The 13996-nt window shown below is 46.1% G+C and carries 11 protein-coding genes; 8 read left to right on the top strand and 3 right to left on the bottom strand.

The genetic code is table 11. The features are described 5' to 3' along the window. Positions 1-10 precede the first annotated feature (10 nt). Positions 11-1297 carry an O-acetylhomoserine aminocarboxypropyltransferase/cysteine synthase family protein gene (locus BUA34_RS10740; protein WP_072829424.1) on the bottom strand — a complete coding sequence of 429 codons (1287 nt, stop codon included), beginning with the start codon at positions 1295-1297 and terminating at the stop codon, positions 11-13. A gap of 492 nt (positions 1298-1789) precedes the next feature. Further along, entirely contained in the window at positions 1790-2863 is a 1074-nt protein-coding gene (locus BUA34_RS10735) for a helix-turn-helix transcriptional regulator (RefSeq protein ID WP_254794435.1), read from the bottom strand. 92 nt (positions 2864-2955) lie between these two features. Here BUA34_RS10735 and BUA34_RS10730 point away from each other — a divergent pair, with 92 nt between their 5' ends. From BUA34_RS10730 to BUA34_RS10705, 6 genes are all read left to right on the top strand, one after another. Then, entirely contained in the window at positions 2956-3477 is a 522-nt protein-coding gene (locus tag BUA34_RS10730; protein ID WP_072829422.1) for a phospholipase D-like domain-containing protein, read from the top strand. Between the two features lie 69 nt (positions 3478-3546). After that, positions 3547-4077 carry a type II toxin-antitoxin system death-on-curing family toxin gene (locus tag BUA34_RS10725; RefSeq protein WP_072829420.1) on the top strand — a complete coding sequence of 177 codons (531 nt, stop codon included), beginning with the start codon at positions 3547-3549 and terminating at the stop codon, positions 4075-4077. Positions 4078-4662: 585 nt separating this feature from the next. Beyond that, positions 4663-5520, top strand: coding sequence for a hypothetical protein (locus BUA34_RS10720; protein WP_072829418.1), 858 nt, complete (start codon positions 4663-4665; stop codon positions 5518-5520). A 2-nt stretch (positions 5521-5522) separates the two neighbouring features. After that, positions 5523-6617, top strand: coding sequence for a hypothetical protein (locus BUA34_RS10715; protein WP_072829416.1), 1095 nt, complete (start codon positions 5523-5525; stop codon positions 6615-6617). A 115-nt stretch (positions 6618-6732) separates the two neighbouring features. Continuing rightward, positions 6733-9036 carry an AAA family ATPase gene (locus BUA34_RS10710; RefSeq protein ID WP_072829414.1) on the top strand — a complete coding sequence of 768 codons (2304 nt, stop codon included), beginning with the start codon at positions 6733-6735 and terminating at the stop codon, positions 9034-9036. 136 nt (positions 9037-9172) lie between these two features. Beyond that, on the top strand, positions 9173-10081 hold the full coding sequence (locus BUA34_RS10705; protein WP_072829412.1) for an Rpn family recombination-promoting nuclease/putative transposase: 909 nt from the start codon (positions 9173-9175) through the stop codon (positions 10079-10081). 63 nt (positions 10082-10144) lie between these two features. Here BUA34_RS10705 and BUA34_RS10700 read toward each other — a convergent pair whose 3' ends face one another. After that, entirely contained in the window at positions 10145-11371 is a 1227-nt protein-coding gene (locus BUA34_RS10700) for an aminotransferase class V-fold PLP-dependent enzyme (protein WP_072829410.1), read from the bottom strand. A gap of 229 nt (positions 11372-11600) precedes the next feature. On the opposite strand from BUA34_RS10700, the gene BUA34_RS10695 reads away from it, so the two are divergent. Together BUA34_RS10695 and epmA are read left to right on the top strand one after the other, a co-directional pair. Continuing rightward, on the top strand, positions 11601-12980 hold the full coding sequence (locus tag BUA34_RS10695) for an FISUMP domain-containing protein (RefSeq protein WP_072829408.1): 1380 nt from the start codon (positions 11601-11603) through the stop codon (positions 12978-12980). After that, complete coding sequence (gene epmA, locus BUA34_RS10690) at positions 12981-13952, top strand: EF-P lysine aminoacylase EpmA (protein WP_072829406.1); 972 nt, start codon at positions 12981-12983, stop codon at positions 13950-13952. It abuts the gene before it with no gap. The last annotated feature ends 44 nt before the right edge of the window (positions 13953-13996 follow it).

Genomic DNA, 13996 nt, shown 5'->3' with positions numbered 1-13996 from the left:
TTATTTATAATTAAATCTGGTCAAGAGCCAGTGCGAGGTCGTTGATGATGTCTTCGTAGTGTTCCGTACCGATGGAGAGACGGATCGTTGCCGGAGAGATGCCTGCTGCGGCGAGTTCTTCCGGAGTGAGTTCCGAGTGAGTCGTGGTGTACGGGTGAACAACGAGGCTCTTTACGTCAGCGACGTTAGCGAGCAAGCTGAAAATCTTGAGGCTGTCGATGAACTTGAAGGCTTCTGCCTGGCCGCCCTTCACATCGAATGTGAAGATGGAACCTGCACCGTTCGGGAAGTACTTGGTGTAAAGTTCATGCTGCGGATGATCCTTGAAGCTCGGGTGGTTGACCTTTGCAACTTTCGGGTGCTTGGCGAGGAATTCGAGAACCTTCTTGGTGTTTTCAACATGACGGTCGAGACGGAGCGAAAGTGTTTCAGTGCCCTGCAAGAGGAGGAATGCATTGAACGGAGAAATTGCTGCACCTTCGTCGCGGAGAAGAATGGCACGGATGTAAACAATGTAAGCTGCTGCGCCAGCTGCTGCCGTGAAAGGCACTCCGTAGCTCGGGTTCACTTCGGTGAACTGCGGGAACTTGCCAGATGCTGCCCAGTCGAACTTGCCTCCGTCAACAATCACGCCACCGAGAGTCGTGCCGTGACCACCGATGAACTTTGTTGCAGAGTGAACGACGATGTCGGCACCGTGTTCAATCGGGCGAATCAGATACGGCGTACCGAAGGTATTGTCGATCACGACCGGAATCTTGTTCTTGTGAGCGAGTTCAGAGATGGCTTCGATATCCGGGATGTCGGAATTCGGGTTACCGAGCGTTTCAATGAAGACGAGCTTCGTGTTGGACTTGATAGATCTTTCGACTTCCTTGAGGTTGTGGATGTCGACGAAAGTCGTTTCAATGCCGAACTTGCTGAGCGTATGTTCCAAGAGGTTGTAAGTACCACCGTAGATGGAACGCTGAGCGACCACGTGGTCACCCTTGCGGGCGAGAGCCGTGATGGCGTAAGTAAGAGCTGCTGCACCAGAAGCGACTGCGAGACCTGCGATACCGCCTTCGAGAGCAGCGATGCGCTTTTCAAAAACGTCCTGAGTGGTATTGGTGAGGCGGCCGTAAATGTTACCAGCATCCTTCAGGTGGAAACGGTCAGAAGCGTGCTGAGCGCTGTGGAACACGTAAGAAGTGGTCTGGTATATAGGAACTGCGCGGGAATCGGTTGCCGGGTCTGCCTGTTCCTGACCAACGTGGAGCTGAAGAGTTTCGAAATGGAGCTTGTTCTGAGTCGTCATAGTATTATAATTCCTTGTGCGCCTTTGCGCGAGATATCGCAATCGCCCGATCGTTTTGTTACTGTTGGCGTCGGGCGACGCGATTGTTAATAGGTTTGCTCAAATCTGAGCGTTAAATTTTTTGCGGTATTAGGCCCGCTTGCCTTCGGCTAGATTACACATTCGACATCGCATAGCGAAATCCTCCAGGCTTTTCCCTTTCGGGGTGCCTCGTTCGTTTGACGGGTTTAATTTAAAAACTTAAACCTACTACTCCAATAGGAAAGTAGGGAGAATTATAAAAATTTTTAAGAAAATTGCTGTTCTTATAGCTTTTTGCTATAGCAAGACGGTGATTTTAGTAATAACGAGCCCTTTTTAGGCTGAAAATGCTTGATTTTTGCCTAGAATACGTGCAAAAAAGCAGCTCCGCTCACATTGTCTCCCCGGACTAGTTCCGGGGTCGCCTATTTTGGGGGCTTTGTCATTCCCGCCTTCGAGCGGGAATCCCCTTTACTTTTCGTACTTTTCTACCAGCTTTTTCGCTGTCTCTCGAATCATCCGCTTCAGTTCTTCCGGCTGTTTGACCGTCGCGATGTTTCCGTAATACATGACCCATTGCTTGAGCAAATCGTTCACTTCGACTTTCATCGTCACGCGTAAATCGTGTTTGCGTTCTTCGATATGCATGGATTGATGGTAAGGATGCTCCTTGAGCGTGTTCAAAATTTGCTTTTCAAATAAAATGACGACTTCTTCGGACTTTGGAGATTGCTCGCCCAACAAGAGAGCTCCCGCACGAATCCTTGCTCGTAGAGCTTCCAGCACTTTGGCGTCTTCGATGAACTGTTCTTGCGTGAGTTTTACGGATTCAACTCGGCAAAGTTTTAACGTGTAAGTTGCACCTGCGTGGCTCTGCGATGTGCAACCGACATAGATGTCCCCTTGATGCATCACAATCATTAGCGGAACACGGACTTTGTCTGTGCAATTCCCCCAGTTATCTGTGTAGCGTACTTGAACTTTTCTATGCTCGCAAATCGCTCGTAGGAATGTATATAAATTTTTTGCTGACGCTTCGTCAAACCCAGGCGCAGAACCCATAAAGAGAATGCGGTTGTTCAATGCTGATGAAAGTTGCGAAAGAGTGTCCTGCGATTTTTTGGGGAGACTCCCGCTAATCTGTGTTGTCAAGTTGTTGACAAGCGAAGCTGATGCCGGATAAATGTTTGCAACACGCTTCAAGAAAACCAAATGTAATAACGTATCGCTGAACTCGGGAAAAACAAGCTTGTCTGCCTTAGGAACATTTGCTTGGTAGTAAACCTTTCCGAATTCTGTATAACGTTCGATGTAGTCTCCAGGAATATTGATGAGAGCTTGCATGTCGCGCTGCACGCTCCGCAATTCGCTTGCGGGAATATCCAAATGTTGCATAATATCTGCAACGCTATAGCGATTGTTATAGTGTGCCATCAGGTACACAAAAATTCGCACCATGCGTTCACCGCGTCCAAGATTTTCCATAAAAACCTTCTTCTTTGTCACCCCGCACTTTGTTGCGGGGTCGCCATCTCGTTTTTGCATGTCATTCCCGCCTCCGAGCGGGAATCTCCTTTTTTTAATATATATAAATCACGCGACATCTATTGTCGCGCTACAATACTATATTTCTTTCTATGCCGACCTTCACCAAGTACATCCAAAACGAAGAACACTATTCCGAAGTGATTTCCCGTATCGCAACAGTCCGCGAAACGCTCTGGATCGGCACCGCCGACATCAAGGATGTTTACGTGAAGCAAAACGGCGAATCAATCCCGTTGCTCGGACAACTTGCAGGACTGCTCAAGCGCGGCGTGGGCGTGCGGCTCATTCACGCCAAGGAACCCGGCCCGAACTTCCGCGAAGATTTCGACCGCTATAAGATTCTCGCAACCGACCTCGAACGCGTCATGTGTCCGCGAGTGCATTTCAAGATGATGATTTTCGACCTTGAATCCGCCTACATCGGCTCCGCAAACTTGACAGGCGCTGGCATCGGCATGAAAAGTTCCCTGCGCCGCAATTTCGAAGCGGGAATCCTCACTAACGACCCGCAAATCGTCGAAGCCGCCATCGAACAATTCGATACGCTCTGGATGGGCGCCCACTGCGAAAAATGTGGCCGCCAGGAATTCTGCGGAGATAGAATTAAGTAATCTAAGCGACATTAATTGTCGCATCGTCATTCTATATTCATGGTGTTCCCCTACAAAAATGAGTACGTCATGGATAAAAACGAAAAACTTGAAATTGCAAACGTCATTAGCGACTTTAGAACGGCCCTCGAAACGCTGGATCGCTACGACCACCAACAACTTGAAATTCCCAAGGCTGGCGACTATGCCGAAACGAAAGGTGCCATAACTTACGAACTCGCCATGGACGCTATCGCTGTGCTCAAGGAAAAGTTCCGCGACAGCGGCATCTTCGGCGTTGAAAAAGATGCCTCTTTCAAAAGTTCTCTTGGACAAATTTACCAGACCTTTGACGGCAAGGACCTTTATCCGACCGTACAGCTGAAAGCCGCAACGCTCCTCTATCTGCTCGTCAAGAACCATTCCTTTATCGATGGCAACAAGCGCATTGCCGCGTTCATTTTCTTGTGGTACATGTCCCGCAACGAAATCCTCTACCGCGTGGACGGCTCCAAAATTTTGAGCGATGGAGCTCTCGTCGCTCTCACTTTGCTCATCGCCGAAAGTAAGCCCGATGAGCGCGAAACTATGGTCAAGCTCGTCGTGAACTTGATTGTGTGATTGAAAAAGTGTAGAAAACGCGCTTTTGCGTGTATGCCTTGTGAAAATTTGATTATATTACTGAAAAAAGAGGTTTTCATAAGGTAATCAAGTTTTTGACATAAGTTTGAGCTCTGCTCTTGGCTTTCAATCGAAATCGGCAAAATTTTGAATATACGGAAGACTGAGCGCACTGACTCGCGCCTCGTGGCGTGGGTTTTTGTGTTTATTCCGTATAGGTTTTGCCGAACCGCGATTGAGTAAATTGCATAAACTCCACGCTTTTTTTGTGGGAAAAAAATGCAAGTCAAGGGCCGACGACTGTAATTGTCGCGGCTCCATTTTATATTGGTGATGGTCGGCAAAACCAAAGGATAAATGCGAGGACTTATGGAAAATATGAGAGAAAAACAGGAAAATACTGCACTGGAACCGTTGAATGGTTTCGGTTGGAATATAGGAGGATGAATTAAAGATTTAGAATCTGTTTTTATGCTATTTCCTGAAAACGAGGGATATATTTATTGGTTGTCAGGAGGGGGGGGCTTTTGTGAAAAAATCAAAAATGTTTTTTAGTTTTTTTTATATAAATAGGAGAAAAATATTATGGAAAATGACAAAATAAATATTGAAGATGTGGAGTCTAGGGCAAAAGCCGTGGTTGAAAAGGAAGAGGACGTTTCTAAAGGATTAGTTCTTTTTGAAAAGGCTTTTGAGATTGCTTTAAAAATACCTGGCGTAAAAGTAAATAGAACTGCTTTTTTGAAACAACAATTGTGTCTATATATTGCAGATGCGAAGTTAAATCTAATTTCAGAAAAGAAACCATATGATATTGCTGATGATAAAATACTAGATGTTGTTGCTGAGGCTACAATAAAAAATCATGTTCGTGCAGTTACGTTGATATCTGCTGCATCTGGCTTACCGGCTAATCCTATGGCTGCTGTTGGATTGGCTGCTGCTGATATGGCTCAGTATTTTGCACAAGTGTTGATGCTGGCTCAGAAAATTGCATACATATATGGATTTCCCGATTTAATGGATGAAAAGGAAAACTTTTCAGAAGTTAGCAAATCAATGCTTTTTGTTTTGCTCGCTGTTGCCTTTGGATGTAAAGTTGGAGACCAAAAAATTAGGCTAGTTTTAGCGGCACTTGCAAAAGGAGTTGAAAAAAAATTGCCTCAACAAGCTTTAACGAAAACTTGGTGGTACCCAATTATAAAAGCGCTTGCTCCTTGGTTTGGGAAAAAAATGACAAAAGATAGAATGGGTGTGCTTCTTGGGAAGGCGATCCCTTTTATTGGAATGCCTTTAAGTGGTGGTTTTACATTTTTTTCATTTCGGAAAGCTGCGAAGCATTTAAAAAATGAATGCAAAAAACAAATGGAGCTTTTCAAAAAACATTATGATCCGGATAAAGACTTTTCAGAGATGGAAAAACAGAAAAATGATGGGAGGTAAAAATGACCTTGGAAGAAAAATTTGATCAAGTGTATTATCCTTTGATGGATGAATTCGTAAAAAAGTTGTCGGAACGTGAAATCTCAGATTATCAAGGGATTCCTCATCCGTTTGTTCCGATATGGGGAAAAAATTATGAAAAAGCGTTTAAAAAGATTGCGATTGTAGGAAAGGAAACTCGTGGATGGGGTATCAGCTTGGATGATTTTCTTGGAAAGTTTAAGTCTGGTCAATATCGTTTTGAACAGGATAGGTATGAATTTAGAAATTTAGATTTTAAAGATTGGGGGACTGAAGGCCCAGGGTCTTTTTGGCGTTTTTTTATGGAAGTCCTTGCGAATGTATATGGATTAGAAAAATGGACGGAAATAAAAAATGGGAAGTATGATTGCCTAATTGATGATTTTGTTTGGGAAAATTGTTTGTCAATACAAAGTAAAGAATCTGAGCGCACGAATGCTTCGGCAATTGGCTATGATTTAGCTTTGGAATGCGCTCAAAAGTATCTTAATTCAATAGACTATTTAGAAAAAGTTTTTTCTCCAGATGTCATGATTTTGACATATGCAGATTATGAAGCTTATTTGGGGAATGGTTGGGTATGTGAAAAGGTTGTAGACGATAAAATCAAAGTGCTAAAACGTGATAAGTCGGTAGTTTTTCAATGTATTCATCCAAATGGTATGAGATTTCATACTGGAGGAACGAAAGAGTATGCTCGTGTTTTGAGAGATTTGCTGTGTGAGTATGGCTTCTTTTTCTCGTTGCAGGGAATGAGAAATAAGTTTATTCCTGTTGAAGAAAAAAATGCTCTTGTTGAGGGAGTGAAAAAAGTAAATGATAAGTATAAGGCGATAGAAATGGTTGCTTTAACATTGAGAAAGTACGGTTGTATTATGACTGCTCGTGATTTGAGTGATTTGTTGAATAGGGCTGGATATTTGACTGATCGAGGAGATTTGTTTACCGGCAATAGTCAAGGTCCTTATAAAGTAATAAGTGCTGCGTATAATCGTGTTAAATCCAAGGATTTGGATATTGCTGATGCTATAGCAAGTTCGTTTACTAAAGCTGATGGTTCGTATGCTTATAAATGATAGCATGAGAAAATTTGAAAAAGTAACTAACTAAACGTAAAAAGATTTTTCTCGCACGACATCAATTGTCGTGCGTTTCTTTTATATTGCATGGTGCAAAATTGAGGTTAAAACCATGCAGTTACATTACGAAAATACAATCGAAAATTACTTTAAAAATAAGCGCGAAATGCTTGGTAAAGAAGGTGTCTCTGAAAAGTCTCTGAGCGGTCAGCCGACTTTTATGGACTTGAAAATCATGGAATTTTGGAGCCGCTTTATGCGGTATTATCCAGATGGGGATTGTCGGGTCTTTTGCGACAAGTATATGACGGATGAATGTGTTGCAGCTTTTTTGGATAGAGCGTATGAAGTTCGCGACAGCATTGATCTTTCTTTTAGAATTACGACGGAAATTGAGGATAAGTCGTATAAGGCGAAGGACCTTCTTGAAGAATTCCATAAAAGCCGAAGAATCATTTTTGCTAGACATTTCTTGAACTTTATAGCTCATTGGGGGGATGGGGATGCTTGTACACGTCAATTGTTAGCACAATCAATTACGGAATGTGCATCGAATTGGCTTGCTAACGGATGCGATAAAAGCGATGTGTCGATGCAAAGAGCTTTTGAATTGAAGCGTCTTTTCCATCTTTCGGATGAAGCCTTGGATCTTGTGCTGTACCTGTGGCTTCGCGATCATCATAACATGTTTTTTAAGGTTGAAAAAAAATCTGAAATGTTTGATTACTTTGATTCGTATGATCGAGGCTCGTTTAGGCGGATTTCCTTGATTGCGGGGCTTGATTCGACTGTGCTGCATAATCTTTGTTCTAAAGAGAGTGCTCTTATCAAGTTCCAGTTGGTGTGTATGGAGGAATCGTTCCGAAATTCGGATTTAAGAATCAAGCGGCGTGAGCTGTATTTGGCGAACGAGGTGAGCGATTTTCTGTATGGCTTTTCGGATATGTCGAGGATTATGGATTTGAAAACCGCGTCAAAGCCTTGTATCGATTATGCGCAAATTGCCAAGACGAATCCGCAGTCGTCCTTTGTTTTGCAGATGCTGAAAACTCATCAGAAGGGCGCTCCTCTCAATATCCTTTTTTACGGTCGTGAAGGGACGGGAAAAACGGAACTTGCGAAAGCGCTTGCTCAGGAATTGAATCTGCCTTTGCTTGCTGTCGGCATGGGCGACGAATCTATGGATAAGGAATCCCTTTTGCAGACTCGTTTGCGTTCCATGTTGCTTGCCGATTGGGAATGTGAGCGGAGTGGTGGCGTAATCTTGATGGACGAGGCTGATTTGGTTTTAAATCAGGCGGAGAAAGGTTTGCTGAATATCATTTTTGAAAATCTGAAAACGCCTGTCATTTGGATAACGAATAATATTGATTCTATTGAAAACAGTACTCGTCGCCGGTTTGACTATTCGCTGGAATTTTTTACGTTCAGTAATAAGGAACGTGTTGCGATTTGGCAGTCTGTTCTTAAAGCGCAGCAGGCGGAATCGATTTTGTGCGACGATGAAATAGAGAGCGTTGCCAAGGAAATTCCTGTGATGGCGGGGAGCATTACTTTGGCGGTTCGTCAAGCACAGCTGATGCAAGCGGCGGATTTTTCCCCGTTGAATGTGGTTCGTGAAATTGCGACGTCTCATGCCAAACTTTTGGGCATATCGATGGGTTCGCAAGAGGCTAAAGGAAACGAGTATAATATGGAATGTGTCCGCATTTCTAGCGGGGATGTAAAGAATATTGATTATGTCGTTCCGATGCTCAAAAATTTCGATGCGCAATGGCGTGCTTCAAAATTGAATGGACGCAGAGAAAACTTGAACATCTTTTTGTACGGTCCTCCGGGAACAGGGAAGTCGGCTTATGCAAAGCATATTGCTCAAGATATTCTTGGTCGTGATTTGTTCGTGAAACGTGCAAGCGATATCCTTGGTGGAATTGTGGGCGATACGGAACGCAACATTCGTGAAATATTCCGAGAAGCTGAACAGGGCGATGCTATTCTCTTCATTGACGAGGCTGATAGTTTCTTTGAAAATCGAGGCAATGCGAAAAATCACTGGGAAGTGACTTTGGTAAATGAGTTTATATGCCAAATGGATTCGTTCAACGGAATGCTTATTGCAGCCACGAATTACGAGAACGTTTTGGATTGGGCGATCCGTCGGCGTTTTCAGCTGAAGCTGGCGTTTGACTATATGGACTCTAAGCAGGTTTCGAAAACATGGACATCGTTTTTTGGGGATAAATGCCCAAGAGAAGTTCTTGCTTGCGATAATGTGTCCATTAGCGATTTTCAGAATGTTCGCCGTAAACTTGTCTACGTTCCCGCAGACTTGCGCACGCGAGAACTGATTATGCAGAACATGCTCGAAGAAATTGCCAACAAAGATGACCATCAAGGACGCAGGCTGGGACTGTAATTTATTTTACAATAAAGTTACAAAGCGCCGCTTGCCACTACATCCAAATATTGGTACATTACTGCATGACCCTTGAAATGGCCTCAGGCATCCGAAAAAATCGGATGTTTTTCTTTTTTCAGAATCAGGAGGCTAAATGAGTCAAGATAAAATGCGGTCGCGCGACCACGACGGATTTTTCCGTTATGTCTATAGCGTTCCCAAAAATGCCAAGGCGTTGCTGAACATTTGCCGCAAGGACAACGGCAATCTCGACAGAGTCCTTGCCGAAGTGGACTTGGATTCGCTTGTGCGTCTGCCGGACACTTACAGCGAAGTTGGCGAACGCGGCGAAGCTGACATCGCGTTCAAGGCTCATCTTTCGGGCGGCGGCGAAATCAATGTCGGCATCCTTTTGGAACACAAGTCCAAACAGGAGAAAAGCGTACTCAATCAAGTCGGACGTTACGCTCTTCGGGTCATCATGGATCACGAAGACGAAGTGTTCAGCTGGATTCCGACAAAGGCGATTATCATCTACAACGGCCCTACCGGATGGGATCCTTTGGCGGAATTTCGCAAAAAGGCGCGTGCTAAATTTCAGGGGAACGAACTTCCTTTTGAGTGCGTGCTTGTGAATCTTGCCGCAGCTGATGATATTGCCTGTGTTGAATCCGAATCCCCTGCGGCGGCAGTCGGGGTGATGGCGATGAAGTACGCTTTCAGCCCTGAAGGTTTTAAGGCGGCTATCCCGAATGTCGAAACTATACTTCGAAAAATGCCTAGCGACGAGCAGGCTACCCTTATCGAAAAAATCATATTATATTTGGGAGAGTATATTGACGAAAGTACCGTGGAGGATCTTCAGATGGCATGGAAAAGTATCGGACAGAGGATGGGCTTTGTAAGCGCCGGGGATGCCCGCCGTGCCGCTGAAAAAGCTAGTCTTGAAAAAGGACTCGAAAAGGGTTTCGACAAGGCTTTGGATGTTATGCGCCAACTTGGAATTCCTGAAGAAAAAATTCAGGAAGCCAAAGCGATGCAGGAAAAAGCGTCAAATAAATGAGCCTGTAACAAAAAAAGGTAGTCTTTCGACTACCTTTTCAAATTTTCATGTATTCCGTTCGAATTATGCAAACAACCTAATCACGCGTTTGATTCCCGCAACAAAACGGTCGATGTCGCGTTCGAGCGTGTAGGCGCCAAAGCTCAAGCGGAGCGTGGCGTCAAGCCCAAAGCGGTCCATCACGGGTTGCGCGCAATGGTGCCCGCTGCGCACGGCGACGTTTTCTTCGTCGAGAATCATCGCTGCATCACCAACGGCAATTCCGTCCAAAGTAATGCTGATGAGTGCACCACGTTCCTTCGGATTGCCAAGAACTTTTACTTGCGGAATTTCGGCGAGCTGCTTCAAGGCGTACTGCGTAATTTGAGCTTCGTGTTCACGGATGTTGTCGAGGCCTTTTTCGTTCAGCCATTCCACCGCTTTTCCAAGGCCGATAACTTCGGCAATGGCAGGGGTACCAGCTTCAAAGCGTGCTGGAACATCAGCGTAGGTTGTCTTTTCGAAAGTCACGTTCTTGATCATTTCGCCACCGCCGTGCCAAGGTGGCATGCTGTCGAGTACATCGTATTTGCCGTAAAGCACGCCAATTCCGGTCGGACCGTACATCTTGTGACCGCTGAAGGCGAGAAAATCGCAGTCGAGCTTTTGCACGTCAATCTTGATGTGGCTAGAACTCTGGGCGGCGTCAATCAAAATTTTCGATTGCGGGGCGAGCTTGCGGACGGTCGCGATAATTTCTGCAATGGGGTTTACCGTTCCGACGGAGTTGCTCACGTGGGCGACGGCGACCATCTTGGTGCGCGGCGTGAGGAGGCTGGGAAGTGCTGCCAAATCCAAGTCGCCATCGTCCTTGACGGGGATGACCTTGATTTTAGCGCCTTTCATTTCGGCAACGAGTTGCCAGCTCACGATGTTTGCGTGATGTTCCAAAGCGCTGATTAAGACTTCGTCGCCTTCGTTAAAGAATTTGCGTCCGTAGCTCCAGGCCACGAGATTGATGCTCTCGGTGGTGCCGCGGGTGAACACAATTTCGTCTTCGGTTTTTGCGTTGATGAACTTCGCAATGTCCTTGCGCGTCTTTTCGAACGCTTCCGTGGTGCGGGCGCTCAAGCGGTAAACGCCGCGTTTTACGGAACTGTAATGTTCGCGGTAAAAATCGTCCATCGCATCAATGACGCAGGCGGGTTTTTGGGTCGTGGCGGTGCTGTCCAAAAAGGCGAGGGGCTTTTGCTCCTTGTCGCCAGCGACTAGCATCGGGAATTCATTGCGTGTGAGTTCTGCATTAAACATGGTGCCAAAGATAGAAAACCTACATAACAGGTGGCTAGCAATAGTAAAATATTATTAGTGTGCAACAATTTTTTTGCATCTGCGTTAAGTATTGGTTATAATTCGTAATATATTTAAACTATTCAATGGTCATCCTGAGCGAAGTCGATATACGAAACTAGTCAACTTGTTGACTTAGTTGAGTTAGGTTCGAAGGAGCAGGATCCAGTAAAGGTAAAAAGAGGAAAAAATGAAGAAGTTTTTTGTGGCGGGTTTGATTTCCGCATTTTTGGCTCAGGGGGCGTTTGCGCAGGAGGCTCTCCGCAATGCTGTTGATTCGAACAACTGGAAAAAGGTTCGTAAAATTGTTGATTCCGGTGAAATGGAAGAAGTTTATTGCGGCAAGATGTCTGCAAAGAACGCGTCCAATATTTATGCAAAGGTTTTCAAGCAGATGCCGGACGAAGCTTTTGCGGCTTGCCCATCGCAATTTTCGTATGGATTTGGAACAAAAGTTTGCGGCATGGCAAATGCGGCCAATGCTTGCACTAGTGTTATCAATTATTTATTTGCCGATGGCGTGAAGGGGAGTGGCAAAGCCCTCAAGACGCTTGACGAAGTTGCTAAAGTTGCAACGAAGACAAAGGCTTTTGGAAAACAATCCCTCGTGAGTGTCGATACGACGGTATGGAAACCGTGCCCTAAGAAAGGTGCGGCACGAACAAAGTGTCTTGCCCAATGCAAGGTGGATGCTAATTCTTTGATGGCTATCAATCATGATGTCGATTGCAAAAAGAATCCGGAGCAGATGGTCGATAAGACAATCAAGGTTTATAAGCCGTCGCCGGTTTTTGCCGCTCTCCGTACGGGTCTTACGGAAGGTTTCTGGAAGGCTCCGATGTCTGTTGCCGGAACGTATGCCGCTTATACGAGTAAGTATGCCAAGGTGCTCTCGATTCCTGATACTGCTGTGACGGGCGTAAATTATGTGAAGACCTGGGCCGCAAAGCACAAGGCTGCAAAGTCGTCGCTTCCGGGCGGTCAGTTGTTCCGCTTCTGTACCGCATGGAAAGGCAAGGTCGATCCGATTCTTTCTGCCGAAGGTTTCAGCACTCGTTGCCCTGTTTTCAAAAACTTTGTTGACAAACGTGACAAACAAGTTTATAAGGTCAAAGAAATTGGCGGCGTTAATTGGTTCGTAGAAAACTTGAATTACGATGCCAAGGACGGTTCTATGTGCTATGACCGCGATGATGGAAATTGCAAGACCTTTGGCCGCCTCTACACGCAGGAAGCTGCCAAGACTGCTTGCCCGGATGGCTATCATCTCGCTACGGATGCGGACTGGAAAAAGCTTGAAGACTATGCAGGCGGTTCTCGCGAAGCGGCTCTCAAGCTCAAGAGCAACGGCAGCGACGATTACGCGTTTACGGCCATGTTCGGCGGTTACGCCAACAAGAGCGGCGTCTGCACAACGATGGGCGATGGCGCTTATTTCTGGACGGCGGATGTCGATACCGATTCTCGCGGCAAAGCTCGCACCATGTTTGCTTCAGACAAGGATGTTGGCTCTATTACGGTGGACCCGAGTTTCTATCTTGCGGTCCGTTGTGTAGCCGGAGCTGAATAAATGGAAAATTTAAAGTCGGGCGCATTTGCGCCCACCTGTTCGCGTGAAACTTGGATCAGGCGCCAAGCGCTGATGACCAAAGTCCGTGATTTCTTTGTTCGTCGTAATGCGCTCGAAGTCGAGACACCTGTGCTTTCTGCCTATGGCGGAACGGATCCGCAGCTCGATTACTTTGAAATCGAAGATCCGAAGCGGTTCATGATGACGAGTCCGGAATTTCACATGAAGCGTTTGCTTGCCGCGAACTTCGGGGACATTTTCCAGATTACCAAATCGTTCCGCAAGGATGAATTCGGCGGACACCACAACAACGAATTTTCGATGGTGGAATGGTACCGCGTGGGTATGCCGCAAGAAAAGCTCATGGACGAAGTCGAAGACCTCGTGAGCGAAATTATTGGGACTAAACTAAACGCGCGCCGCACCCGCTGGATTGACGCGTTTAAGAACTACGCTGGTATCGATCCGTTCTGCGAAAAGCTTTCGGACTTTGCAGATGCTTGTGCTGCACGTGATGTCCCGGTGCCTGTTGGGAGCGAAACGCTCACTCGCGAAGAGTGGTGGGACTACATGATGGTATTCTTGGTCGAGCCCGCGCTGGCGAGTAACGGCCCCGAGTTCATCTTGGATTATCCGCCATCGCAGGCTGCGCTCGCGCAGACCTACACCGACGCTGACGGTCGTGTGTGGGCTCGCCGCTTTGAACTTTTCGTGAATCAGGTGGAACTGTGCAACGGCTATACGGAACTCACGGATGCCGTGGAGCAGCGCCGCCGCTTCAATGCGGACTTGGATATCCGCCGTGCAATGAACAAGCCTCTGCCTCCGCTGGACGAACGCTTTCTCGCTGCTCTTGAATCGGGAATGCCTGCTTGTTCCGGTGTGGCGCTTGGGCTAGACCGCCTGTTCATGCTCGCCCTCGGCAAAGAAGAAATCGCTGACGTGATTTTGTTCCCGAGCCCCATCGCTTAACGCGCAACAGCCCCTTACATTGTCACCCCGGACTAGTTCCGGGG

Source organism: Fibrobacter sp. UWB12 (assembly GCF_900142485.1).
GTDB lineage: Bacteria > Fibrobacterota > Fibrobacteria > Fibrobacterales > Fibrobacteraceae > Fibrobacter.
Note: the sequence above shows the minus strand (reverse complement) of the source record. Positions and strands in the feature narration are given on the sequence as shown.